The following is a 23,780-nucleotide window of genomic DNA, read 5'->3' as shown; positions in this document are numbered from 1 at the left end:
TTTATTTTTATTTGTGGTTTGCAGAGGATTTTTCATTCAGGTTCATACTCCCTGCTTCCCCTTCCACAACCCCATCACTTTTCAACACCGACACTATACTCCCAACAAAGCATCGTAAATCCATAATCAGTCCAAACCTCTTTATGTACTCGCCATCCAACTTGGCCTTTAATTCAATGGTAATAGAGTCCCGCCCATTTATCTGAGCCCAACCTGTTAGACCGACTGGAACATCATTTGCTCCATACTTTTCTCGCTCTTCGATTAGATCGTACTGGTTCCAAAGAGCTGGTCTTGGACCAATGACAGACATCTGGCCAACGAAAATGTTCCAGATCTGGGGAAGCTCATCCAAACTGGTCTTTCTGAGGAACTTCCCTACTTTGGTAATGTACTGTTCAGGGTTTTTGAGCTGATGAGTCGGAACATCATTAGGAGTATCTATACGCATAGTCCGGAACTTGAGAATATTGAAATGTGTTTTATGGATACCAACACGTTTCTGCTTGAACAAGACAGGCCCTTTGGAATCAAGCTTGATGGCAATGATGAGAATCAGGAATATGGGAGAAAGGACAATTAAAGCCAATAGAGAAGATATGAAATCAAGGGATCGCTTAACACATAGATAGACTGGAGAAACTCCTTTTCTACTATGGTCTTTCAAATTTTCAGATTTCAAAGCTTCAGTTCCCATACAGCGTTTTCATCACTTCCTCTCAGCGTTTTGGTGAAATGCCACATTTCTCTCACCTCACGCCCATCATTCCTTTAGGATATAAACCTCCCGGACGGAGCCAGTTGGTGCATTAAGAGGAGCCAAGTATAGGAAACCTGGCACTACCTGGCTCCTCTTCTGGCACCGATATCCCCTTAGACATCCAAGGATTGCATTATGTTCATCCATGAATACCCAGAACCTTCCAATGCTTCGGCGTATTCATGGTCCCAAATAAGGATGGGTACTTTCTTCGAATACTCCAGAAGATCTTTCTCTTCATGAATAATCTTTATTTCTGGACCTTCGCTACTATCCAGCCTGATAAAGGCAGAGATCATGGCAGCAAACTCATCGTTAGGTCCAAAGAAGTATACGGTTTCTACCGTATACTTTTTGGCAATTTGCTGAGCTACCATACCAACTCTTTCTTTATATGTCTCGAGCTCCCTATACGTCCTCACAATATACCCATAGGTTCTCTCGAGCTTACTGGCGATACCCTGGGGAGTAAGGAAGTACTTAACTGAGTTGGATTGGAGTCGTTCTATCTTAACAAACCCTTTCTTAACCAAGCGCTTCAACAAAATGTTGATCATCCCCAAGGACACACCAACATGCTCAGACAACTCTCTTTGGGTGGCATCTGAGTTTTGCTCAATGTAAGAGAGAATAGAGAATTCCTTAGTTGTTGGTTCGCTTTGCATACAATTATGTCAGAACATTTTGTTCATTTTTTGAACGTAAAATATGGGTAGCTCTGTTTCGAAGGGGAAACCCTTCGAAGAAAGGCTTTGGTTATATTGCCCTGTGTTAGGTGAAAAAGCAGGGAACAGGATGCACAGCTTCGCTACAACATACCACTTGAGGGTAATGCAGGAACCACTAATACCATCCCGTTATATACCGGCTGCCGGAACATACTCGGTATATATCTCCAAGTCAGGAAGAGAACCTTCCTGCAAGAAGAAAAACCCGCTAAGGAAGCAGAACGTTACAGCTATGACACAAGAAGTCTCTAGTTGTTATCCTTTACTACTTCACACGCTTGAAACCATACTACCACTACTTCTGGTTACCATCAACTCAGAATTTGGATTTTCTTTACAATTTTGACGATCATGCGTCACTTTCTTCTGCTTACAAGACAGAGAATCCTGCCATCAGCATATACATGTCAGTTTTTTCTTGCAAATACTGTACAGATGGTAAGCCTCTTACATTGGAAGAAGCACATCCCACTTCTGCCGTTATAAAGAAAATCATTTTCCAAATTCCTTGAAGCAATACCAAACCCCATCTCCCTTAGGAGGTACCTAACAAGATTGGAGGTTACGTATATGCAATTCCAAGAAGCACTCGTATGGGCAATGCAAGAGAGCAAAGTAGACGAAACATTGCTTGCCGCGCGAACCGGATCGAATCCCAGGTGGATTACCGAAATCACAACAAATCCCGACTGGCGACCAAAGCTGGATACGATCCTACGACTCTGCCATGCCCTGAGATTCAACGTTCTGACCTTTCTGGACTACGCAGAGGTCGGTTCGCGCGGCCAACACCCAACACCCAACACCCAACACCCAACACCCAACACCCAACACCCAACACCCAACACCCAACACCCAACACCCAACAGCATTAGGTAACACCTATGGCTTTTCTGTTGAACAGCAGATGAAGATAATCTTGGATGTAATGCCGTCTCATGTAGCCTGGACGCTTAAGGTACTGCGTAAGGAGTGTGGAATAAGCCAAGGAAAACTGGAAGAGATAACACCATTCAGTAAGAGCACAATCAGCTTGCGAGAGGGACGGCGAAACCAGAACTACCCAACGACCACGACGCTGGGCATCTATTGCCAGGCGTATGGTATTCGACTTACTGAGTTTGTCTCTCGGTTGTTTCTGGAAGTACAACTGAACACGGTACCGGTTAAGCAACGTTGCCTTGAAACATCTCTCTACTATTATTGACGAGACTGGGCCGATTGCTGGTCTTCAAAGATAGTGTCATGGACCCAGCAATCTCCCCACAATCTCAAGTCTTATTGAATTAATATTTCTCACCGTCTGTGTATGTAGTCGATTGGTCAGGATGGTAATTACCAGATCCCTCTTTGGATTCACATAGAGGTAGGTACCGGTAAAACCAGTGTGACCAAAACCCTGGTCAGGATAGAGTTCTCCGAACTGTATCCCATAGCCTCTGCCCTCTCCCCAGTCTTTGATTGTGTTGCTATAGAGCCGTGCATCCAGTTTCGCATGGTCAGCACTTAGAAAAGCCTTCCCAAAGGTAAGCACATCCTGAGGAGATGAGAATAAGCCAGCGTGGCCGGAAACACCCTGGAAAAAGTAGTGGGCGTTCCCATCATTACAGGAGCCTTTGATAGGGGTGGTTTCATCTCTCCATCCGTTGAAAGATAAACCACGGTCATGGACCATCTGCTTCTCTATCTGGTTCCCATATTCGGTAGCCACACAGAGCGAAGAGTCCGGGTGGTAGGTAGTCTCTTTTAATCCGAGTGGGTTCAAGACCAATGTCTGTATTGCCTCATGCAAGCACAGATTTGTTGTATTACTGACGATCAGGCCAAGAAGTATGAAGTTGATGTCGGAATAGATCATTGTATCGGTAATCGGGTGCTCTTTGAGTAAGTCTTGAAGAATGGTCTGAAAATCTTCCCCTCTTCGTGTATAGAACGGGTACCAGGCAGGTAGCCCTGAGTGGTGGGTCAACAACTCAGAAACAGTTAGATGCCCTAGTTGCTGTTTGAGTTGCAGATTCTCAAAAGGGAGAAGATCGATAATCTTGGTATGTTCCTGGAACCGTTGTTCATGCATGAGTTTCAGAACTGCCATAGTGGTGTAGAGCTTGGTCAAGGATGCAAGGTCGTAAAGATGGGAGGGAGTAAGAGGTGGGCCACCCCACGTAGTGGTGCCCCACGTCTTTATCTTTGCTTCCCCTGCCTGATAGACCCCTACGGCAACTGCAGAGAAGTACTGCTCTTGTATGTATTCGGTTAGGATGGGGCTGAGATTATCGAGCGTCGTGTTCATTTGTTTCTTCTCTCGTGTTTCTTTACCATGATCACCTCTGTAATCCCCTCCTTGGCAAAGTCAGGAAGGGCCCCTACTCTCTGGTAGCCGTGCTTCTCATAGAACTGCTGTGCTCCAATATTGAATTCTGAGACAAGAAGAAACCAATCTTTCTTAAGATTGCGGGTCTGTTCCTCAAACTCCTTGAGGAGCAGGATACCGACCCCTCTACCCTGGAAGCTGGGGTCTACGGCTATGAAGCGGAGATAGGGGGCAGCGAGGAATGCACCATGGGTATGTACCCAGGCAAACCCGGCAAGCCTGCCTTCCTCCTCAGCAATGAAGAGGAGGTTCCCCTCTTCATTGCGTGCCTTTGTCAATTTTCTGATCCAATCTTTTGTCTCAAACCCGTAGGTCTTACCCAAGGGAAGAGTATTGGCAAGTTGTGCACATACAGGAATATCTTCTTCTCTGATTTGACGTATCTGCATGGTTCATGGCTCCAGAATGAAAGGCTTGGTGGAGGCGAAGAGCTCGAGGAGTTTGGGCGAGGGAGTGAGTTCCTGTAGCGCACCAAAGGGAAGCTCATTCCTATAGGTTAATCCAGAGAACGGGTCATCAGCAAGGAGTATTGGGCCATCGAGGTCAATCCACTTACAGAGCGGTTCGAGCGTGAGGGCACTGGTAACCGCGAGAGAGGACTCAACCATGCAACTGAGCAGTACATCGAGGGAATGCTTCTCAGCTTCCTGTATGAGCCTCTTTGCTGCCTGGGGGCCTCCACTCTTAGCAATCTTCACAACGATGCCAGCTACACTACCTGCATACCGCGTAAGGTCGTCCAGGGTCTGGACTGTCTCATCAAGAATGATGGGAATATCACTGAGCGAGGAGAGAACTCTCAACGCTTCAGGGCTTCCTGCGATCGGCTCCTCTATCAGCTCGATATTTTGGTCTTGTAACTGCTCAATGATTGATTGGGCTTCACTAAAGCTCCATCCCTGGTTAGCATCAAGGCGGATACGTAGGTCAGGGAAGCGTTCCCTGATCAACGTGATACGCTGTACATCATCGGGGAACCCTGCTTTCAACTTAATAGTAGAGAACCCGCAACTTGCAATAGCCTCCAACATGCGCTGCATGTCGGAGATATAGGCGATGGTAAAGGAAGAACCCCGTACGGAGTTACTATTTGACTGATCGGGAGCCTTCTCTTGCAAGCCAAGCATGGCTGTGGTGTACGCACAGGCACTCATGGTGTAAGAGAATGAATTGACCACTTCCAGTGTTTGGTTTTCTCGTATCATCTCTGGGGTAATGGTATGCTGCAAGTCCTCAAGGATCTGCTCTTTGGTAACCCCATAGTAGGGAACGACGGCAGCCTCCCCATAGGCAGTCTTCTTGTCTGTTTTCATTTGCAGGAACACATTCTCACGGTAGTCACAGCTACCGTGAGCTATATGGAAGGGAGTTTTCAGCATAAGCTTTGCAGGAACTGCGGTCACTTCAAGCATCAGAGGACTCCTCATACAACAAGCACGCCACCTGGTGGTTTTTTCCCTGCTCTGTCAGAATAGGCTTTACTTCCTTGCACCTTGGCATGGCCTTCGGACACCGCTCATAGAACGGACAGCCAGGGCGAACTGCAGATGGGGAGGGAACGTCTCCTTTCAGGATTATTCGCTTCCTCTTCTTTGCTGCAATGGGGTCAGGGACAGGAACAGCGGAGAGCAAGGCTCTGGTATAGGGGTGCAGGGGGTTGTCATTCAGCTCCTTGCTGGAGGCCATCTCCACTATATTGCCCAGATACATTACAGCAATACGGTCACAGAAGTATTCAACAACCGAAAGGTCATGAGCGATGAAGAGAAAGGTAAGGTCAAACTCCTTCTGTAGGTCCTTGAGCAGGTTCAGGATCTGTGACTGGATGGAAACATCCAGTGCACTGACCGGCTCATCTGCGAGGATCAACTTTGGTCCCAAGGAGAGTGCCCTTGCAATTCCAATACGCTGACGCTGACCACCGGAGAACTCATGCGGATAGCGGTTTGCGTAGATGGAAGAGAGACCACACCGCTCCAAGAGGGAGAGTGCTTTCTCTTTAATCTCCTCCTCACTCAAGGAGAGCAAGCCTTTCTTTACGAAGATACTCATGGGCTCAGCGACAATGTCGATTGCCCGCATTCGGGGATCGAGGGAGGAGTATGGATCCTGGAAGATAATCTGAAAGTTCTGTCGCTCCCTTGTCAGGTCACTCTCACTCAGGCTGGCAAGATCAACACCGGAGAACAGGACCTCTCCACCGGTAATCCGCTCCAGGCGGGAGATTGCCAAGATGGTGGTGGATTTTCCGCAGCCTGACTCTCCGACCAATCCCAAGGCTTCACCTTGCTGGACGGTGAAGGAAATACCATCCACCGCTCGCACAGCTCCTACCTTTCGCTTGAACAGGATGCCCTTCTCTAGGGGAAAATGGACCTTGAGGTCTCTTACTTCCAACAATGTCTCACGCTCTGCCATGCTTACCCTCCTGAGGATACAACCAACATGCGACGGTTCTCTCTCCCTCTGCCTCTTGGAGCACGACCTCTGGAGGAAGCTGGGAGGCACAAATATCCATCGCCTTATCACAACGGTCGCGGAATGGACAACCAGGCGGAAGGTTTGCCAGATCAGGAGGGGAACCCTTGATCGAATGGAGTCGCTGGGTACCCACGTTCCCCATACGAGGGATGGATTCAAGCAGCCCTCTCGTATAGGGGTGCTTCGGACTCCCGAAGAGCGCCTCCACCCCAGCGCGCTCCACGATACGACCGGCATACATGACGCATACCTGGTCGCACATCTCTGCGATGACCCCCAGGTCATGGGTGATCATAATGACCGAGGTCTGATACTGTTCCTTCTTCTCTCGGATGAGATCAAGGATCTGTGCCTGGATGGTAACATCCAGGGCAGTGGTCGGTTCATCGGCAATGAGGATATCAGGGTTGCAGGAGAGCGCCATCGCAATCATGACACGCTGGCGCATTCCCCCGGAGAACTGATGAGGATAACACTCAGCGCGCATCTCAGGGTCTGGGATGCCAATGATTCTGAGCAGCTCAATGGCCTGCTTCTTTGCCTCTTGCTTCTTCATCCCCTGGTGGAGCATCAAGGTCTCAGCAATTTGCTTCCATACCTTGATCACTGGATTCAAGGAAGTGAGCGGATCCTGGAAGATCATGGAGATATGCTTCCCTCTGATGGAAAGCATTTCGTTCTCGCTCACGCTGAGCAGGTCCTGGTCATGGAAGAGGACCTTCCCTCCGGTAATCCTCCCAGGAGGGTATTCGATCAGGCGGAGAATGGAGAGGTTGGTTACCGATTTCCCGGAACCCGACTCTCCCACAATTCCCAGTGTCTGTCCCCGCTCCAGGTCAAAGGAAACCTTGTTTACTGCGTTGACGATACCACGTTCAGACTTGAACTCGGTAACCAGGCCTTCTACTTGCAAAATAGTTGTTTCATGCATATCCAGCACCTCCTACCTGACGTTCCGTAGTCTGGGGTCCAGGATATCTCTCAGGCCATCACCCAAGAGGTTGAATCCTAAAACCAACAGGACAATGGCGAGTCCAGGATAGATTGCTGTCCACGGTGCAAACATCATGACCTTTCGGGCACTGCTGAGCATATTTCCCCAGGAAGGGTCTGGAGGTTGTACTCCAAGTCCCAGGAAGCTCAACGCCGATTCAAGTAGAATAGCTGTTGAAAGCGACAAGGAGATCTGGACGATTAAGGGAGCGGTTATATTGGGCAGGAGATGGTGTCTCAGGATATAGGTCCTGCCAGCTCCATTTGACTTCGCGGCACGGATAAACTCATTGCCTTTCAAGGCAATAATTGATCCCCTGCTGATTCTTGCAAACTGAGGGATGTAGACAATACCAATCGCCAGTACCACGTTATAGGTGTGTTCTCCCAGTATTGCCATGATAAAGATGGCGAGTAACAGGGAAGGAAAGGCGAAGAGAATATCTGCAAAACGCATGATTGCATTATCGGTCTTCCCTCCAAGATATCCTGCCCACACGCCCATGAAGATGCCTATCACAGCACCCAAAGCAGTCGCGCTGACGCTGATAATGAATGAGACAGAGGTCCCTTTCATGATTCTCGAGAGGACATCCCTACCGAACTCATCGGTGCCAAAGAGATGGCCACTGGCGAGGGACGGTCCTTGCAGAACCTCCGCTGAGTTCATCGCAACCGGATTGAAGGGCAACCAGAAGAGCGAGACGATACTCATCAATACATAGAGAAGAATGACAATAAGCCCTGCAAGTGCTATTTTGTTTCGTACAATTCTTGGTGTTTTCATAGCATCACTTCTCCTCATCAACCAATCGAATTCGGGGATCTGCCATTGCATAGACCAGATCCGTAACAAGATTGACCAATACAAAGAGGGATGCGATCACCAACATGATCGCCTGGATCACTGGATAGTCTCTTTGGTTGATCGCATAGAGGGCCAGCCTGCCCATACCGGGAAGTGCAAACACTTCCTCAATGACAATCGAGCCACCAAGCAGGTATCCTGCATTGAATCCTGTCACGGTAATGACAGGGAGGATGGCATTCTTCAGTGCATGGATGATAATCACCTTCCTCTTGGGAAGGCCCTTGGCCTTTGCAGTTCTCACATAATCCATCTGCAGGACTTCCAGCATGCTGTTTCGTGTGTAGCGCATTACCACGGCTGCAAACCCAAATCCGATGGCAAGGGAGGGAAGGAAGAACATCTTCAGATTTTGTAGTGGGTTTTCAAACAGACTGACATAGTTACCCATGGGTATCCAACCCTGCGAGGAAGAGAAAGCAATAACCATCAAGGCAGCCAGCCAGAACTGGGGTAAGGAAAGCCCAATGAGGCCAATAATCCTATTAAGAAAATCGCCAAAGGTGTCCTGCTTCAGTGAGGAGAGTATTCCAAGCGGTATGCCTATAAGCAAGGCAAGCACCAATGAGTAAAGGGTCAGTTCCAAGCTGATCGGAAGCCTACTGAGAATATCAGGAAGCACTGGCCTTCCGGTCCTCAGTGAATACCCGAAGTCACCCCGCATGATATCCCCTACCCACTCAATATAGAGTACCGGGATAGGTTTATCCTCCCCAAACAACCGTTTGAGTTGTTCCATCTGTTCAGGAGTAGCCTCAACCTGGGTCCCCATGTACATCTGCAAAGCAGAACCTGGGATCAGACGAACCATGAAAAACACAATCAAGGAAACCCCTATAAGTACTGGAATAAGCGAAAGCAGTCGCTTGACAATATATTTTCCCACAAAACACCTCTGGATGTCATATTGTAGAGAGACTCCTCCCCGCAGGAAGGAGTCCTCTGAAAATACTCGTTATTTTGTTACTTCAGCGTGTGTCACATAGAACAGGCTACCATTTCCTACGAGCTTGAATCCTTCTACAGCAGGGCTGGTTACCTGGTTCTCGTTAGGAGAATACAAGAACACCAAGGGAACGTTTGTAGCAAGTACTTCCTGCACCTTGTCATAGGTAGCTTTTCGCTCTGCAACAACCGTCTGCTCTCGCCCAAGGTCGAGCAGTCTGTCAGTCTCCTTGTCAGCATACATGAAGTTGTTTACTCCACCGGTGCTGTGCAGGGAACGATAGAGGAAGCGGTCAGGTTCGCTGCTTCCGCCGCGGAGCTCAACCATGGTACTGAAGTCACGCTTCACCCAGCGGTCGATGTAATTACCCCACTCAACCACGTCGAGGTTTGCCTCTACGCCGATGTTCTTCAGTTGGTCCTGAATAACCTGGGCAACTGCCAAGCCACCCTCATAGGTAGAAGAGCAAACGATGTCGAAGCTAAGCCCATTGGGATATCCTGCATCAGCGAGCAACTGCTTTGCCTTTGCATAGTCAGTCTTTCCAAGGGGAAGCTGCTCTGGGGGTATTGCCCAAGCTTTTGCGGAGATAGGAATCGGGCCGGTTGCGGCGCCCATGCCATACTCAGCCATGGTCAGGATCTCGTTGCGGTCAATGGCGAGGGCGATAGCCTGACGGACACGGATGTCATCGAAGGGAGCTTTCTGGTTGTTGAAGCTGAATACCCTGACGTTCATTCCAGGCTTGCTCATGACCACGACACTCTTGTCGGCGCTTGCCTGGCGAATGGTGGCACCATCATTGATGGTTGCAATATCCAAGTTACCACTCTTGATTCCAGCCAAGAGAGAGGCTTCCTCAGGAATGACCCTGAAGATGACCTTCTCGGTCTTTGGAAGACCGCTTTCAAAGTATTCAGGATTCTTCACCAGCGTCATGGAGTTGTCAACGACCCACTCCTCGAGCATGTAGGGACCGGTACCACAAACAACTCTCTGCAGGTTCCCATTCTCTTCCACCACTTCGCGGGGGACTATGGAAATATTGTTGGATGTCAAAGCATCGAGCAATGAAGCCAACGGAGAAGAGAGCGTAATCTTCACCGTGTAGTCATCCAGAACCTCGATGGTATCGATCGTAGCAATATAGGAACGACCGGGTGCTGCGGTTGTAGGATCGAGTACGCGCTCGAGTGAGTACTTCACATCGTCGGCAACCATCTCTCTTCCATTATGGAACTTGACACCCTTCTTCAGGTGGAAGATATAGGTCAGGTTATCTGGAATTTCCCAGGACTCTGCCAGATCAGGAACCACTTCCATGTTTTCATTGAGACGAACCAAGCGGTTGTACAGCAAATCGATTCTACGCATGGAGGAGAATGCGGTTACGATATGGGGATCCAGTCCCACAGCTTCCTGGCTAACCCCGATGGTCAGGGTAGACGACTTTTGTGCTGCTGGAGCCTCCTCCTTCACACCTGCGGCAAAAGCAGAAGACATTGCAAGAACCAGCAATGCTACTGCACAGACCAAAAACAGATTACGTTTTTTCATAATTCGCTCCTTTTGTTATTCTCATCTGACAAATATCAGAGTTGTTGCATGGTAATGGTTCCGAGCACCACTCTTCTCTTGGCTCCGGTAACCTTCGGAATATTGGAAGGTCTTCCCATCAATGACTCATGCGCCATCAAGGCGAAGGCCATTGCCTCTCTGGCTTGGTCCGGTACTCCTACCTCATCCGATGGTTGCACGCTAATACCCTCTGGCAGGTAGCCCTTGATCATGGAGAGCAAGGTCTTGTTTCTCGCCCCTCCTCCACTGACCACTACGGTATCCAGTGTAGTTACAGGGAGTACGAAATCCGTGTATGAACTGGCAATGGTTTTTGCGGTAAAAGCGGTAGCGGTAGCTACCACATCTTCAAAACTGAGCTTCAAGGCTTCCGCTTGTTTCAATACCTGCTCACTATAATCCGATCCATAGACTTCACGACCGGTGCTTTTGGGAGGTTTCTTTGCAAAATAGGGGTCTCTCATCATCTGGGTAAGCAGTTCTATAGATACCGTACCACGCGCTGCGATCGTACCACCATCGTCATATTGCTGCTTCTGGTGTGTACCAAGTGCAACTATCTGGTCGATGATCATGTTGCCTGGTCCGGTATCGAAAGCAAAGATTGCTTCCTCATCCCCTCCCTGGGGCAGCACCGTCACATTCCCGATACCTCCGATGTTCTGGACAGCGATACCCTTCCCTTCCTGGTGGAAGAGCAGGTAATCGATGTAGGGAGCGAGGGGAGCACCCTCGCCTCCTTCGGCCATATCGGCAGAGCGGAAGTCGGAGATGACAGGAAGACCGGTAAGAGAAGCGACCATCTGGGCATTGCCTATCTGCAAGGTTCCCGTAATGTCTAATGTTCCTTCGGGGCCTGGGAAAGTTCTTGGAACAGGAGCATGCCACACGGTCTGTCCATGCATACCAATGGCAGCAATAGATGATCTCTCCACTGTACTGTGTTCGATCAATCTGTTGACCGCTTCCCCGTTCCAGTGGGCAAGACCGAAGTGGGCAAAACAGAGGTCTTCAATGTCTGAAGCTCCTTTTACACAGAGGCGATTTACCATCGCTTTTACGTCATTGGTATAGGGAATTGCGACCTGGTCTTCCAAGGTCACACTTTCTACATGCCCATCTGCCTCTGAGGTAATGGTCACAAGAACCGCATCAACACCATCCAAGCTTGTCCCCGACATGAGGCCGATGATTCGATGGGTTGTCTCTTTCCTGTATCGATGAATCAAGTCGTTTGTGTTCATAATCCTCTCGTTTTACCCAGTATATGACATATAATTTTAGAACGCAAATGTTTTTGAAATATTATTTCTTTACAACACACAACCAGAAGTGATACAGTGAAATAAATATCGTATACGTACATAACCGGACACCGGGAGAAAATAGCATATGCAAGTACCGATCACGGAAGAGACCTTGAATTCACTTACCACTGAACAGTGCAATACCAACACCTCCAATATTGATGAGCTCTCAGAACTACAAATTCTGCAGATCATGAATGATGAGGATAAAACTGTCCCGTTCGCGGTAGAAAAACAACTCCCTGTCATTGCCTCCTTGGTATCTGATGTTGTAACGTCTTTCAGGAACGGCGGTCGCTTGTTTTACATAGGAGCGGGAACCAGTGGACGCCTTGGGGTATTGGATGCTTCTGAGTGTCCTCCAACCTTTGGGGTCCCCAGGACCATGGTCCAGGGTCTGATAGCAGGAGGAAAGGAAGCACTGGTGCGTTCCATTGAGAACGCGGAGGATGACTATCAGGAAGGAGTCAGGGAGCTACAGGCACTGCATTTTTCCAAGAAGGATGTATTGGTTGGCATTACCGCATCAGGACAGGCTCCGTATGTAATCGGTGCTATGGAATATGCAAAAAACCTAGGAGCAGTGGTGGGGGCTATCAGTTGTAATGCAAAATCCCAGACGTTTGCAGCGGCACAGCATGCAATATTTCTGGATGTGGGCCCAGAGGTAATTACGGGTTCCACCCGTCTTAAGTCAGGAACTGCACAGAAATTGGTACTCAATATGATTACCACGGCAAGTATGATCAGGATTGGCAAGGTTTACCGAAACCTCATGGTTGATCTTACTCCAGTCAATAAAAAACTGGTGGAACGCTCCAAGCGATTGATCAAACAAGCCACAGCGTGTTCCTATGAGGAAGCCAGCACTGCTTTTGAAGCATCTGGGAGAAGACCGAAGCTTGCTATAGTGATGATATTGCTGGGAGTGGATGCTGAGACTGCCCGGTCATTGGAGAGCCAATCCAGTGGTCCGATTTCTGAGATGATACGGCTCTACCACTCCAAACAATCTGCTGAGAACGACACATAGGAAAGGGAGCATGCATGGAAGAGAAAGTACAGGTTGAAGGGGCTTTATATGCGATCAACGCCCAGTATGATCTTCTTAGTGACTCTGAGAAGAAGGTTGCCTCGTATGTACTGAGAGAACCCAAGAAAACGGTTCACTTCAATGTGCGTGAACTCTCGAAGCAGAGCGGTGCCAGCCAGGCAGCGGTGATTCGCTTCTGCAAACACCTCAATTTCACCAGTTTCAGCAATTTCAAGCTACGTCTGGCTCGAGATGTCTTCGGTAACTATGATGAGCGATATGTCCCAGACTTTGAACTTGACTCAGAGACCTCTCCATCTGTGGTCATCCACTCTGTGATTCAACGATTCCAGCACTCTTTCAATGCACTCGAGCGCTGTCTCGATGGGAAGGAGTTGGAAAAGGCTGTTTCCTTGATTCAGTCAGCACACTCGACATTTCTCTTCGGAGTCGGTGCTTCAGGGGTTGTTGCTTTCGACTTCATGCAGAAGTTGGTACGGCTTGGCATCTCTGTATTCTACACACATGATACCGATCTACAGCTCACTGCAGCCTCAACCATGAGGAAGGAGGACTGTGCCTGCATTCTCTCCTACTCTGGGGAGAACGATACCATGGTAGCTGCAGCCAAGCAGCTCAAACGATCTGGTACCCCGATCATCTCAGTGACCATGGATAGTGACAATACACTTCGGCGTCTCTCTGATATCAGCATTGTCATTCCTGCTTCAGAGAGGATATACCGCCAGGGAGCGAGTACCTCAAGAATTAATCAGCTGGCAGTAATAGATATGCTCTACTCCCTCATGGTAGCTGGGAACCTCGATGCATCCATTGAGGCAATAGAGCAGACTATGGCGGTAACACACCGGCATGTCAGTACAGACAATACGCCATAAGAGAGCAGACTACCCAGGTACATGATTCTATCAAGATAGACAAATAGGTTTACTCACTCCACCGGCTCAACAAACACATAGACCGTGGAGGAATATAACCCCATGGGAGGGTCTAGGTAGCTTGGAAGGTAGGCTAAGACTGATCCTTCCAGGACATGCAACTGGTGGATGGAGTTGCCATCAATGGGAGAAGTCACTGACTGCACCATTGTCTCAAACGTCTGGGACGAGGTAATGGGTACTACCGTTTGATTGGGCTTTGAGGCATCAAAGGCCAAGGAGAACGGAAAGACATCCCCATACTGGTTCCTGAAAAAGAACTGGGCCTGGGTACCACTAGCATCAGAAGCAAAGCGAATGGAAGCAGCAGAGTCCTCTGCACGGTAGATAACCTTGGCAATCTCCAAGGCATTGTACATGGTGCTGGCCTGCTGCAACCAGGAAAAGGGGAACCCATCCTCCACAGTCTTCTCGATACTGAAGGAAAAAGCTTCAGGCATCTGCCCAAACCATCCACTACTGTCCTCTCCTGAAAGCGTAAGGAGAACCGAAGCTTCTTCATCCGACTGGATGTAGAGCGAGGATTCATAGAACCTTAAAAAGAAAGTCCTTTTGGCAGTACGTGTGCGAATAATGGTCAGATCAATCCAGATATGACTATAGGGATACAGATATTGATACTCATTACTCCCATCGAACACATCTCTCTGTCCCTGGGTGTTGTACCCCAACTCACCGACCTCGACGGTTTCATCTCCTGCACCATAGGGGATGTCAATCATCTGCCCAGGACCGGCAACAACCGTATTGAACTGTGAGAAATCATGTTGTGTTCCGGGGGAACCGTGCCGAAGGCCTTTGGCCCTCGCCACAAGAAAAAACTCCCTGTAGTAATTGGTATTACTCTGCCCTGACCAATCGAGACCAGTAAAGTAAAAACGGGGACCACCGGTAGTTGGCCCATGATTGAAAACCGTTAGTTGGGTGGGCTCTCCCGTGTAGATGAGACGACCAAGAAAACCCGGGTGGTCCCAAACCGGTGTACTGTTCATATAGGCAGAAGGATCGTCAGGATTGTCGTTGTAGTTGATAGCGAAATCTTGCAAGGTACCCGTTGCTATGTCATAGGTAATTGCATTTCCCATGAGAGAAAAAGTGGAAGATATTATAATAATTAGGCAAAATACCCATGTTTTTTGGTAAATACGCATAGTAACCTCTAACAGTTTTATTAACTTTCCCTTTTCCTTATGACATATCTTAAGGAGACAGTCAAGATATGCACCTGTCTATTTTTATTGACATTTTTCCCTGTTGCCTACCATATTCTGTATATGTCCAACTCCCAGATTACGAAGCGAGCAATAGCAGCCGCACTGAAACAGCAAATGGAGCATACACCGCTAGAGAAGATTACGATCACAGACATCTGTGATGACTGCAATCTGAACCGCAAGAGCTTCTACTACCACTTCCTGAACAAGTATGAACTGGTTATCTGGATCTTCGAGGAAGAGATCGGAAAACCAATTAGACAGAACGTAGCAAGCAATAGCGTATCACTGTCCCTGGCAATTGAGCTCTGTGAGGCACTTGCCATAGAACGATCGTTCTACGCAGGTGCACTAAGCGTTACAGGCTCAGGCTCGTTTCGGGAGTATCTTGCCCATCAGATGCAACCAATGATACTACGCTCACTGTCCATGGAACAGGGGTCCTCGCTCGACCTGGATGAAACAACCTACCTGGTCAGTGAGTTTTTTCTCTCCTCACTGTACAGATGGCTGGAACGTACCCCTCCAACAAGCGCAGAGACCTTTCTTGAAAGCTTCTGCTCAGCATCACTGGCACTGACGAAGCGTATCCAGAACTTGCTGGATAGACCGACAGATTAATCTATATGTCCAGCTTTGTTGATACTGGTTATGATCCCTGCATATCCTGCTGCGCGTATGGACTCCCCTGTGCCTCCCGTACCGCCTGTTCCATGGCTACAAGCTCTTCATCACTGAGAAAGTCAAAATGCGCTGCTCTCTTTCTTGCAGACAGCTTACCGTTACCCTGCAGACACAACTGAATGAATAGATCGATCAAACGGTCAGGCATATCAATAATATCCTGAATCGCCTTTTTGGTAGCGTCATAGCTGGCAAGGAAATTGAGCTCTTGCACAAGCTCTTCTTCGATTGTCTTGAGAATAAACGCTGACAAGGCTTCCCCTTGGACGGTCAAATCCATAAAGGAGTACCAAACAGCACTCTCATTCTCCACTGTCATCCTCCCCATTTCATCGAGTCGATAGTCGATGACCTGGAGAAGTGGCCTGGAAAAAGCTTCCAACGATCGATCATACGCTTCTGGATTCTTAAGCATGACCGCTGAGATGGGGAACATGAGTCCACGCGGTACCAAGTTCTGTAGAGAAAGAATATTGTGTATTAGAAAACGATGTATCCTGCCGTTTCCATCCTCAAACGGGTGCAGAAACACAAAACCATAGGCGATCACTGCAGCATGGATAACAGGAGGGACTCCTCCTGTTTTCATCCTGGTATGGGAAGCAAGCAAACCCTCCATCAAACTTGGCAGATCATCAGGTCTTGGGCAGATATAGTGGATTAACTCTTTCTGATAAGCAACTGACTGCCCAACATAGTTTTGTTTCACTCGATAGTCACTGTCTCTGAATCGCGGGTCGACAATGCGGTTCTGAAGCTCAATCAGACGTTCCTTATCACAGAAATCTTCTTTTTCAGCAAGGAGCAGGGATGCAATGAAAGGTATCAATACCTCAGGGCAAGCCCTGAACTCAGGAGGCGTTGCCTCCTTTTCCGCCCCAAGGGACGGGGTATCTCACCTTGCTTTCCCTGCACTCGCTCGGGAGAGGAACCATCATGATGGTTCCTTTCCTCTCGCTCCGTTGGGGAATGAATGTTTCTATACGGGAGGAAGTACTCTTGACGCGCTCTATCTCAAAGGAAGATTTAGTCTCTTTGTTATAGAGGTAGCTCAGTGCCCTGCGGAGAAGCCCGGGAGGATACGCCGTAACAATTTCCTCACACCGCTTTTTTAGTGCTGCGGAGTCCAATTCTGAGAGCTTCTTCGTTTTCCTGACAACAGGGCAAAATGCCCTAGTACCAAGGAGGTTGTTCACAATGCGGTGACGTGGGGACCTCTCCCCCTTCTCTACGGTGTAATAGTCTTTGCTTTCCAAGGCATCGACATAGTTACCGGTGGTCATGTCATTGATAGGTAACCGCTTATCCGTCAGAAACTCATAGAAGAACCAAATCCTTCGGGTGTATTTTCCGGTTGGTTTGGATCTGATGTACTCAGTGATCTCTTCAGTAGGCACCTTTTCGAAGATTTTCGCCAGCAAAGCCAGATTCACCCCGTCGTATTTCAGTGCAAACTCAAGATGGTCTCCTAGCGTTTCTCCGGGCCAGTATTGGGTTCTGAAAACCTCATCAACATAACCGTCTCGTATCCTGATGGATTGTGTACCTGTAGTGGAGACTGTCGATCTATGCCAGTTAGGTATACCTACGATTGCAAGTTTCTCAATAAGATATGCGTACCCTGCCAATCGCTGGTCAAAAACGTGTATATGCATGGATATACCTCATAAAAGTAGTATCATAATGCAGATATAGTTACAATTTACTGGTTTGTAAACATAAATTATTATTACTATTTGCCATATTCTGTAAATTTGATTATTCTACAGGTAAAGCAATTACAGATGGAAGGCTGTCTGCAAAAATATGTATGATCCTGTCAGAATCCTTATTCAAAACGGTACCAAGCCCATTCTTTTCTGTCGGCATTACATGCTGTTCGATTAATATCCTACAAATCATTTCTGAAATGTCTGGCAGTCGGATGGTTTCAAGGTTTATCTGAAAACAACATCCTGCCAACCGTTGTCTTTCCAGCGTACCCCTCCAACAAACGCAGAGACATTTCTTGAAGGCTTCTCATCGGCATCGCTGGCACTGGCGAAACGTATCCAAAACCTTCTTGATAGACCTACAGATTAATCCATATGTCCAGCTTTGGGACACATTCCTGATACTGACCATACCCTGCTGGGAAATACCTTCCATCTTATAGTGTATGACAAACTTACTGAAACGTCGTGGGACCGAGATGATTGCGCAAATGGCCTGGCGCTATCTGGAAGGCGAACCAGAAGAGAACCTGCCGAAACTCCTGAAGTTCATAGAATCGGTTGATATGGCCGAGTCCTCAAAGGATATTCGCGAGAAAATCCAGGAGATTCTCATTACCAAGGAGTCACCTTGGTATGAGTACCTGCTCTCTTTCTGGCAGGACATCGACACCTCGGTATTCAGGAGGTTCTTCAACACCTGTATCCTGAATGCATACCTGGCGCGAAAGAAGAAGGAAGTAGAACAGGATTGCACCATCCCCTGGTTGATCAGAGTGAACAATACCTGTGAGGAAACCATCAGGAAGGGGAAGCTCTCTGGTACATACGTATACTGCTTTACCCAAAAGCCAAATAGCAAGAAAACAGACAAAGATGCGCTTATCGCGCTGTGCTTGGCACACCCCGACTGCGCATTCTTCGCTCCTTTCTCTGATGGTGCCATTGATGAAGCATTCGCCTCCCAGATTCTCAGCGTACAGAACCTGTACCCTGTAGTAAAAGCAGACGATGGGCATACACTGAAGCTCCTAAGAGAGAAGAGACTGCTCTTTGGATTACTAGATGCATCAGGGGTGGATGCCTTGGTAGCAACTGGGGCGAAGTTCATCTGGTCATGCACTGAAGATACCCGCCCCTGCCACCCCTTGGATATGGGGAGGGAAAGTGGCGAACCAAGCGTATGAAAGCAGTTGTGTCACTCAATCAGCAGTTCATGAATTGCATTAGATATCCTCAGTACCAGACCCCTTTGACTGCACACGAAAGATGATGGGTTGTACTTGGAACTTCTTCTTGAAACTCCTGGAAAAGTAGCTCACATTCTCAATACCCACCTTCAGCGCAATCTCTTTGATCGAGAGGTCACTGGACTTGAGCATCACAGAGGCCTTATCCAAGCGAAAGTGCATAAGGTAGGAACTGATGGGAATGCCCGCCTCGTTCTTGAACACCCGTGAAAAGTAGTTGAGGCTCAAATTTACGTGTTCAGCTATCTCTTTCACGTAGCCTATCGACGCAAAGTTTTTCTCAATGAAGAGAAGCGCCTCCTTGACGGGGGCTGAGAAACCACTTCTGCATATGAGTTTTGCATCATTCTCCTTGGAGATGATTCCCTATGCAGGCATTTCCCCGGAGCTCTCAGTTGCTGTGGCCTATGAGAAAGTTCAGTATGTTTGGACCCAAGCAATCGAGGCATAAAATGAAAGGTATCAATACCTCAGGGCAAGAGCTGAACTCAGGAGGCGTTGCCTCCTTTTCCGTCCCAAGGGACGGGGTATCTCACCTTGCTTTCCCTGCACTCGCTCCCGAGAGGAACCACCATGATGATTCCTTTCCTCTCGCTCCGTTGGGGAATGAAAAACGTCTCCGCAATGATATTGAGAACGCAGTTCTCACTGGTTGTGATGTCGTGGTTACCATTTGTTCAACACTCAGCCCTTATGTAGAGCGCATGAAATCACAGTTCTCCACAAAAATCATCACCATCGATGAAGCCATGGCTTGCAGAGCAATTGAACTATCGGTACCATGTACTTTCACTGAATAGAGCATATTGCAGCTGTATTACAATCTTCTTTAGGGAGCTTTTACCGTTCATGGTTTAGCCAATTTTTAGAAATTTGCAGCTCGAGCCTTCCTTCTTGCAAGAACATCTTAATCTCCAGGGCAGAGACAAGCTTTCAAGAGAACACTGCGCTAAATGAGATTCCAACGTAGATATATTTTTGGGCAACAGCCCCGCAAGGCATCTAGATCGAGAACAGATGACTACCCATCATTGATTGCTTGCTAATCCAAGATGTTCTTTAAGTAACGATTTCCCAACTTTCAACACTATATGCTACTAAGAAGTGGTCTTGCGTGGCCGCCCACGCTTCCGTTTAGGGGCATTCACGTCAACGGCTTTCTTTGGTCTTCCCCGTTTGCGTTTAGGAGGATCTTCCGGCTTTTCAACAATACCAAGCCTCTCAAGGATCTTTTCAGTAGACTTCGTCGTCTTCACAAACTCCCAGGTACCATCCCCAAGAGTTTCAACCTTTTTAGCTGAGGCAAGGCGACTCATGATGTCCTTATACGTCATCTCTGCAAAGAGTCCTGCATCTTCGAATTTCCTGATGATGCGTGAAGTCATGACCGAAGAAATGAAGTTTACAAACTCACTCCCATACACAGCGTAATCTGAATGGACCCTGGTGTCATCGAAGTCAGTGACGTTCTTGTAATACCGGAAACATTCTTCTATGAGCCATCTCTCATCATACATCTTGTAGATGGTACCGGGATCGGTATCGACATCAGATTCAAAGACAACGGTCCCGAAACGCTCATCGCTCTTGCTCAGATGGTCAGCATCAAAAGGTTTCCCCTTGTGATGTTTGAAGTAATCGGCTTCTTCTTTTGCCGCACGTTTACGATCATAGAATGCATACAGATAATAATCTCCAAGATCAGCCTTCTTGAATAGGATGTCTCTGTTCCTGTCATCAAGCATTCCCGTAAAAGCGTACATGTCATGAGATGCAATGCGTTTGTCGCTTCTTTTTATGGGATTCAGCCAATGGAGAGCAGGGGAAGCCTCGAAAGCTTCCTGGGCAGCTTTTTTCGGAAATCCTTTGTCTGCCATGACAATACCCTGTTTCAATCCATTCTCAGTGAGAAATCTCTGGTAACTGACACTGTCGAGTACATTGCCGGCAAAGACCTTGGAACAAATAGGTTCTCTGACATCTATGTCGTAGGCGAATACCACCGTGATGTCCATCGTGCCTTCAACACGAGCCTTTCGTGAGTAATGAGAAAGGGAATTCACCCTGCTGTTATCTTCTTTCAGCGTTCCATCTATGGCAATATGATGCCCTGAGGTAAGGGAGTTGACCCGGTTCCTCATGAAAGAAACAATCAGTGAATAGGATTTGCCCAGATCCTGCAGGAATGCCGATACGGTATTCCTGCTCAATGGAAGGGAAGGAAAGAGCATACTCACCCAGCTCATCTCATAATAATGGCTGAGTCTGGAACAGGGGACTCCTGGATAGCAGACTCTCAGCAGAGCCATCGAGTAGATCTTCATGGCATCTTTGGTAGAGTACACAGCATACAATTCATCAAGAAGAGATCTTGATACGGAATCAACAAGAACCACATCTGCATAATCTTTGAGTTCTATGGTTCTTTGGGCAACCGGTTCGCTGACCGGGACAAAGGCCCCATCGATGATGTGACCGATAGTATATCCGTTGACCGGAATGTTGCTTTCCCCTACCCGCTTACATCCTACACGCTCTACGACCGCGTACTGGAGAGGCCCGTTGCCACGTTTGACAACGATCGTATTTTTTGGTCTCTCTACACTTCTGATCTCTACAGGAATAGCCATGCAAAACCCATCCTAATATAGTGTTTATTATACACATAAAAGAACTATATTTCAATAAAAATCAGAAGATGAACAACATATAACACGAAGAATTCATACCAAGAAAGGTCGAAAGCTACGGGTTTTAGAGTGATTTTTATTCGGAAGATTGGAATTCTTGCCTGCTACACCTACATGGCGACCTGATTTGCAGGTTTATATAGTGTTGGATTCTGGGAAATTGTTATTTAAGCTTACTCACCATTTGTTGCCTCTCTGACACTTCAACCCGGTCAAGGTTATATATCTTCCACCTAACAGCTGGAAGATGCTGAATATGAGGAACACTGAAATAGGACCAGTCAGGATGTCCTTCCTTAAAACCAATGAGAAATTGCTTATCGCGTTCATCGAGCATGTCGTGTACAGTCCTAACCAATGCATATCTTGCTTCTTCGAGCTCCGCCAATGTGGTAGGACCACTTGTCATTCCAGAGAAGTCAGTTTCATATGTTTGCTTAATATCCAACAACCTCGGATCGAGAATTTCCACAATCCTTCTATTATGAGAAATCAGATAGACAATGAAAGCTTCCTTTAGCCTGTCAGACATTCCCTCATGCTCTAATAAGCCCTTTATGTCAAAAAGATCCCGTGGATGCTGCCTGTCCAATGCAGCCATCATCTTACCTGCAAACAGGTCTTCAAAGGAGACAACGGAGACTTCTGCAAAACCAAATGCATCCTCAGCGCTCTTAGATATCTGCATGACAGCCGGCTCATATACCGTTCCTCGTAAAACCGGTGACAATTCAATCTTCACAACTGATCTGTCAGCCTCAACAATCAACCGAGTTACCGTATCAGTATGATTTAACGAAGAATATTGGATTTTGGCTTCTGGAATCTGTGCAACAATGGCATCACCCATACTCCTAAGGCCCCTCGTAATTTCCTGAAGTGACTGCATACGTTCAGCAACAGGTACATATACGAGATCAATATCTACAGAGAGACGCGGCATATCCCGGTAAAACAAGTTGATTGCTGTCCCCCCTTTCAGTGCAAAACACGAGTATCTGCCTATGAGGGGCAAGAGACGGACCAAGAGTGCAACTTGACTAAAATATGGATTCTTGTTGTCCATCATGAACCTCCTTGGGGACTGTGATTAAAAACTCTGTATCAAGCTTACCACCTGGCACAATCTGACGTTTGCCTACACCCAGATCTATCTTGGATAAATCAATATGCCGATACCAGGCATGCCCTGCAGTCCTTGCAAGCCAGAGAAACAACCTCTTTGCCTTGATACTGGTAGAGGATTCCAGCAAGACCTGAAGCAAACTCGGCCGGAGATTGGCAGCTCCTTCCATCATCAGATTCGCCTGCAGGATCTCCTCTCTCGTCTCGATTGTACTTGCCAACTCGATGAATGCACGTTCAGGCAAGGAGTAGCGTATAGGCCAATCCCAAGTTCCAAAAGGAACTTCAGTCATCCCGACTTCAATGTCTGGGAACGGCCTTATCTTCATTATGGAAAAACCTGGTTTGACCCCTATCCTTTCCACCCACCTGGGAAGTTTCTGGGGACTGAATAGTCTGATGCTCTGTGAAATTCCAAGCTTTAGGTAGTGGTCATACCCATGATAGGTCAAGGCAGTTATGTGTCCTACATGGACATCGTAGCCGAGGAGCGTGAGTGAATACACCACATTCTGCCATTTCAACGGAGGTCCTGGCTTTCTATAGAGACCGTGTATCACGGCTTCAAGCTTGCCGGAGCGAAGGTAGTAGTCCACGGTAGTGTTTTCGATTCCACGACCTTTTAGCCACGCTCTATCTACGAGCAATCCTTCAAGTAACTCAGAATCAAGGGTAGCCATAGTACCTCCGGTTTATAATATATAATATTTACATATCTATACTCTGTAATTTAGCTTAAAGACAAACCTAAGTCAAGTTTATAATGTTGTCTATCTACATACCTATTATACGACTTCTGTACAATCCATAAACCAGAAGTGTGCACATGTGCTTGATCAATAGCGTCATGTATGAGGCTTTGTTTAAAACAGCCTTGGTTAATATAGTCTTTTTTTACCTTCAAAGATGGAACTTGAAACTTCCTTTCAGGAGCCTAACCGAATGAAAGGTATCAATACCTCAGGGCAAGAGCTGAACTCAGGAGGCGTTGCCTCCTTTTCCGTCCCAAGGGACGGGGTATCTCACCTTGCTTTCCCTGCACTCGCTCCCGAGAGGAACCATCATGATGATTCCTTTCCTC

Annotated in this window: 26 protein-coding genes; 8 read left to right on the top strand and 18 right to left on the bottom strand. The window is 47.6% G+C overall.

All coding sequences use genetic code 11. The features are described 5' to 3' along the window. Window positions 1-7: 7 nt before the first annotated feature. Together DYP60_RS12905 and DYP60_RS12900 are read right to left on the bottom strand one after the other, a co-directional pair. Window positions 8-667: a sugar transferase gene (locus DYP60_RS12905; protein WP_240622886.1), complete on the bottom strand. Its 660-nt coding sequence runs from the start codon at window positions 665-667 to the stop codon at window positions 8-10. 206 nt (window positions 668-873) lie between these two features. Continuing rightward, window positions 874-1,425: a winged helix-turn-helix transcriptional regulator gene (locus DYP60_RS12900; protein WP_117331431.1), complete on the bottom strand. Its 552-nt coding sequence runs from the start codon at window positions 1,423-1,425 to the stop codon at window positions 874-876. A gap of 633 nt (window positions 1,426-2,058) precedes the next feature. Between DYP60_RS12900 and DYP60_RS14335 the strand changes: the two genes are divergently transcribed. Next, window positions 2,059-2,367, top strand: a complete 309-nt coding sequence (locus DYP60_RS14335; RefSeq protein ID WP_165849580.1) for a hypothetical protein — start codon at window positions 2,059-2,061, stop codon at window positions 2,365-2,367. Between the two features lie 28 nt (window positions 2,368-2,395). Continuing rightward, entirely contained in the window at window positions 2,396-2,695 is a 300-nt protein-coding gene (locus DYP60_RS14065; protein WP_133299348.1) for a helix-turn-helix domain-containing protein, read from the top strand. 36 nt (window positions 2,696-2,731) lie between these two features. Here DYP60_RS14065 and DYP60_RS12895 read toward each other — a convergent pair whose 3' ends face one another. From DYP60_RS12895 to DYP60_RS12855, 9 genes are all read right to left on the bottom strand, one after another. Then, window positions 2,732-3,778 carry a serine hydrolase domain-containing protein gene (locus tag DYP60_RS12895; RefSeq protein WP_117331430.1) on the bottom strand — a complete coding sequence of 349 codons (1,047 nt, stop codon included), beginning with the start codon at window positions 3,776-3,778 and terminating at the stop codon, window positions 2,732-2,734. Next, window positions 3,775-4,248, bottom strand: a complete 474-nt coding sequence (locus DYP60_RS12890) for a GNAT family N-acetyltransferase (RefSeq protein WP_117331429.1) — start codon at window positions 4,246-4,248, stop codon at window positions 3,775-3,777. Before DYP60_RS12890 ends, DYP60_RS12895 begins: the two co-directional genes overlap by 4 nt. A gap of 3 nt (window positions 4,249-4,251) precedes the next feature. Next, window positions 4,252-5,271 (bottom strand): enolase C-terminal domain-like protein, encoded by a 1,020-nt coding sequence (locus DYP60_RS12885; RefSeq protein WP_165849579.1) that lies wholly within the window; start codon window positions 5,269-5,271, stop codon window positions 4,252-4,254. After that, window positions 5,264-6,277, bottom strand: coding sequence for an ABC transporter ATP-binding protein (locus DYP60_RS12880; RefSeq protein ID WP_117331427.1), 1,014 nt, complete (start codon window positions 6,275-6,277; stop codon window positions 5,264-5,266). The genes DYP60_RS12885 and DYP60_RS12880 overlap by 8 nt, the downstream gene beginning before the upstream one ends. Then, window positions 6,264-7,271 carry an ABC transporter ATP-binding protein gene (locus tag DYP60_RS12875; RefSeq protein ID WP_117331426.1) on the bottom strand — a complete coding sequence of 336 codons (1,008 nt, stop codon included), beginning with the start codon at window positions 7,269-7,271 and terminating at the stop codon, window positions 6,264-6,266. The genes DYP60_RS12880 and DYP60_RS12875 overlap by 14 nt, the downstream gene beginning before the upstream one ends. Window positions 7,272-7,283: 12 nt before the next feature. Beyond that, window positions 7,284-8,120 (bottom strand): ABC transporter permease, encoded by an 837-nt coding sequence (locus DYP60_RS12870; protein WP_117331425.1) that lies wholly within the window; start codon window positions 8,118-8,120, stop codon window positions 7,284-7,286. 4 nt (window positions 8,121-8,124) lie between these two features. Continuing rightward, on the bottom strand, window positions 8,125-9,087 hold the full coding sequence (locus DYP60_RS12865) for an ABC transporter permease (protein WP_117331424.1): 963 nt from the start codon (window positions 9,085-9,087) through the stop codon (window positions 8,125-8,127). A gap of 69 nt (window positions 9,088-9,156) precedes the next feature. Beyond that, on the bottom strand, window positions 9,157-10,704 hold the full coding sequence (locus DYP60_RS12860) for an ABC transporter substrate-binding protein (RefSeq protein ID WP_117331423.1): 1,548 nt from the start codon (window positions 10,702-10,704) through the stop codon (window positions 9,157-9,159). Window positions 10,705-10,739: 35 nt separating this feature from the next. Continuing rightward, on the bottom strand, window positions 10,740-11,969 hold the full coding sequence (locus DYP60_RS12855; protein ID WP_117331422.1) for an anhydro-N-acetylmuramic acid kinase: 1,230 nt from the start codon (window positions 11,967-11,969) through the stop codon (window positions 10,740-10,742). A 148-nt stretch (window positions 11,970-12,117) separates the two neighbouring features. On the opposite strand from DYP60_RS12855, the gene murQ reads away from it, so the two are divergent. After that, window positions 12,118-13,065: an N-acetylmuramic acid 6-phosphate etherase gene (gene murQ, locus DYP60_RS12850; protein WP_117331421.1), complete on the top strand. Its 948-nt coding sequence runs from the start codon at window positions 12,118-12,120 to the stop codon at window positions 13,063-13,065. A 14-nt stretch (window positions 13,066-13,079) separates the two neighbouring features. After that, a complete protein-coding gene (locus tag DYP60_RS12845) occupies window positions 13,080-13,964 on the top strand; it encodes a MurR/RpiR family transcriptional regulator (protein ID WP_117331420.1) in 885 nt (294 codons plus the stop codon). Between the two features lie 53 nt (window positions 13,965-14,017). Here the strand turns inward: DYP60_RS12845 and DYP60_RS12840 are convergent, their stop codons facing one another. Beyond that, window positions 14,018-15,109, bottom strand: coding sequence for a hypothetical protein (locus DYP60_RS12840; protein WP_133299347.1), 1,092 nt, complete (start codon window positions 15,107-15,109; stop codon window positions 14,018-14,020). Between the two features lie 189 nt (window positions 15,110-15,298). Between DYP60_RS12840 and DYP60_RS12835 the strand changes: the two genes are divergently transcribed. Beyond that, window positions 15,299-15,859 carry a TetR family transcriptional regulator gene (locus DYP60_RS12835; protein ID WP_165849578.1) on the top strand — a complete coding sequence of 187 codons (561 nt, stop codon included), beginning with the start codon at window positions 15,299-15,301 and terminating at the stop codon, window positions 15,857-15,859. Window positions 15,860-15,887: 28 nt separating this feature from the next. Here DYP60_RS12835 and DYP60_RS12830 read toward each other — a convergent pair whose 3' ends face one another. Together DYP60_RS12830 and DYP60_RS12825 are read right to left on the bottom strand one after the other, a co-directional pair. Further along, window positions 15,888-16,751, bottom strand: coding sequence for a Fic family protein (locus DYP60_RS12830; RefSeq protein ID WP_206363143.1), 864 nt, complete (start codon window positions 16,749-16,751; stop codon window positions 15,888-15,890). 22 nt (window positions 16,752-16,773) lie between these two features. Beyond that, window positions 16,774-17,577 (bottom strand): hypothetical protein, encoded by an 804-nt coding sequence (locus tag DYP60_RS12825; RefSeq protein ID WP_117331417.1) that lies wholly within the window; start codon window positions 17,575-17,577, stop codon window positions 16,774-16,776. Between the two features lie 503 nt (window positions 17,578-18,080). Between DYP60_RS12825 and DYP60_RS12820 the strand changes: the two genes are divergently transcribed. Beyond that, window positions 18,081-18,821, top strand: coding sequence for a hypothetical protein (locus DYP60_RS12820; RefSeq protein ID WP_117331416.1), 741 nt, complete (start codon window positions 18,081-18,083; stop codon window positions 18,819-18,821). Window positions 18,822-18,860: 39 nt separating this feature from the next. On the opposite strand, the gene DYP60_RS12815 is transcribed toward DYP60_RS12820, so the two are convergent. Then, the gene (locus DYP60_RS12815) at window positions 18,861-19,139 is read right to left on the bottom strand and encodes a helix-turn-helix domain-containing protein (RefSeq protein WP_160527986.1); all 279 of its coding nucleotides are present in this window, start codon (window positions 19,137-19,139) and stop codon (window positions 18,861-18,863) included. A gap of 28 nt (window positions 19,140-19,167) precedes the next feature. On the opposite strand from DYP60_RS12815, the gene DYP60_RS14330 reads away from it, so the two are divergent. Together DYP60_RS14330 and DYP60_RS12810 are read left to right on the top strand one after the other, a co-directional pair. Continuing rightward, window positions 19,168-19,335, top strand: coding sequence for a hypothetical protein (locus tag DYP60_RS14330; protein ID WP_165849577.1), 168 nt, complete (start codon window positions 19,168-19,170; stop codon window positions 19,333-19,335). A 1-nt stretch (window position 19,336) separates the two neighbouring features. Next, on the top strand, window positions 19,337-19,684 hold the full coding sequence (locus DYP60_RS12810) for a hypothetical protein (RefSeq protein ID WP_117331414.1): 348 nt from the start codon (window positions 19,337-19,339) through the stop codon (window positions 19,682-19,684). Between the two features lie 297 nt (window positions 19,685-19,981). Here the strand turns inward: DYP60_RS12810 and DYP60_RS12805 are convergent, their stop codons facing one another. The 3 genes from DYP60_RS12805 to DYP60_RS12795 all read right to left on the bottom strand — a co-directional run bounded on the left by DYP60_RS12805 (window position 19,982) and on the right by DYP60_RS12795 (window position 23,379). Further along, window positions 19,982-21,514, bottom strand: coding sequence for a transposase (locus tag DYP60_RS12805; RefSeq protein WP_117331413.1), 1,533 nt, complete (start codon window positions 21,512-21,514; stop codon window positions 19,982-19,984). Window positions 21,515-21,737: 223 nt separating this feature from the next. Beyond that, window positions 21,738-22,640 (bottom strand): nucleotidyl transferase AbiEii/AbiGii toxin family protein, encoded by a 903-nt coding sequence (locus DYP60_RS12800; protein WP_117331412.1) that lies wholly within the window; start codon window positions 22,638-22,640, stop codon window positions 21,738-21,740. Next, on the bottom strand, window positions 22,615-23,379 hold the full coding sequence (locus tag DYP60_RS12795) for a type IV toxin-antitoxin system AbiEi family antitoxin domain-containing protein (protein WP_117331411.1): 765 nt from the start codon (window positions 23,377-23,379) through the stop codon (window positions 22,615-22,617). The genes DYP60_RS12800 and DYP60_RS12795 overlap by 26 nt, the downstream gene beginning before the upstream one ends. Between the last annotated feature and the right edge of the window lie 401 nt (window positions 23,380-23,780).

The sequence above is a fragment of the Sphaerochaeta halotolerans genome (genome assembly GCF_003429665.1).
Lineage (GTDB): Bacteria > Spirochaetota > Spirochaetia > Sphaerochaetales > Sphaerochaetaceae > Sphaerochaeta > Sphaerochaeta halotolerans.
Note: the sequence above shows the minus strand (reverse complement) of the source record. Positions and strands in the feature narration are given on the sequence as shown.

Coding starts and splice junctions, on each gene's coding strand:
- DYP60_RS12900 (WP_117331431.1), bottom strand. CDS start 1,425: ATGCAAAGCGAACCAACAACTAAGGAATTCTCTATTCTCTCTTACATT.
- DYP60_RS14335 (WP_165849580.1), top strand. CDS start 2,059: ATGCAATTCCAAGAAGCACTCGTATGGGCAATGCAAGAGAGCAAAGTA.
- DYP60_RS14065 (WP_133299348.1), top strand. CDS start 2,396: ATGAAGATAATCTTGGATGTAATGCCGTCTCATGTAGCCTGGACGCTT.
- DYP60_RS12895 (WP_117331430.1), bottom strand. CDS start 3,778: ATGAACACGACGCTCGATAATCTCAGCCCCATCCTAACCGAATACATA.
- DYP60_RS12890 (WP_117331429.1), bottom strand. CDS start 4,248: ATGCAGATACGTCAAATCAGAGAAGAAGATATTCCTGTATGTGCACAA.
- DYP60_RS12885 (WP_165849579.1), bottom strand. CDS start 5,271: ATGCTTGAAGTGACCGCAGTTCCTGCAAAGCTTATGCTGAAAACTCCC.
- DYP60_RS12880 (WP_117331427.1), bottom strand. CDS start 6,277: ATGGCAGAGCGTGAGACATTGTTGGAAGTAAGAGACCTCAAGGTCCAT.
- DYP60_RS12875 (WP_117331426.1), bottom strand. CDS start 7,271: ATGCATGAAACAACTATTTTGCAAGTAGAAGGCCTGGTTACCGAGTTC.
- DYP60_RS12870 (WP_117331425.1), bottom strand. CDS start 8,120: ATGAAAACACCAAGAATTGTACGAAACAAAATAGCACTTGCAGGGCTT.
- DYP60_RS12860 (WP_117331423.1), bottom strand. CDS start 10,704: ATGAAAAAACGTAATCTGTTTTTGGTCTGTGCAGTAGCATTGCTGGTT.
- DYP60_RS12855 (WP_117331422.1), bottom strand. CDS start 11,969: ATGAACACAAACGACTTGATTCATCGATACAGGAAAGAGACAACCCAT.
- murQ (WP_117331421.1), top strand. CDS start 12,118: ATGCAAGTACCGATCACGGAAGAGACCTTGAATTCACTTACCACTGAA.
- DYP60_RS12845 (WP_117331420.1), top strand. CDS start 13,080: ATGGAAGAGAAAGTACAGGTTGAAGGGGCTTTATATGCGATCAACGCC.
- DYP60_RS12840 (WP_133299347.1), bottom strand. CDS start 15,109: ATGGGAAATGCAATTACCTATGACATAGCAACGGGTACCTTGCAAGAT.
- DYP60_RS12835 (WP_165849578.1), top strand. CDS start 15,299: ATGTCCAACTCCCAGATTACGAAGCGAGCAATAGCAGCCGCACTGAAA.
- DYP60_RS12825 (WP_117331417.1), bottom strand. CDS start 17,577: ATGCATATACACGTTTTTGACCAGCGATTGGCAGGGTACGCATATCTT.
- DYP60_RS12820 (WP_117331416.1), top strand. CDS start 18,081: ATGACAAACTTACTGAAACGTCGTGGGACCGAGATGATTGCGCAAATG.
- DYP60_RS14330 (WP_165849577.1), top strand. CDS start 19,168: ATGAAGAGAAGCGCCTCCTTGACGGGGGCTGAGAAACCACTTCTGCAT.
- DYP60_RS12810 (WP_117331414.1), top strand. CDS start 19,337: ATGAAAGGTATCAATACCTCAGGGCAAGAGCTGAACTCAGGAGGCGTT.
- DYP60_RS12805 (WP_117331413.1), bottom strand. CDS start 21,514: ATGGCTATTCCTGTAGAGATCAGAAGTGTAGAGAGACCAAAAAATACG.
- DYP60_RS12800 (WP_117331412.1), bottom strand. CDS start 22,640: ATGGACAACAAGAATCCATATTTTAGTCAAGTTGCACTCTTGGTCCGT.
- DYP60_RS12795 (WP_117331411.1), bottom strand. CDS start 23,379: ATGGCTACCCTTGATTCTGAGTTACTTGAAGGATTGCTCGTAGATAGA.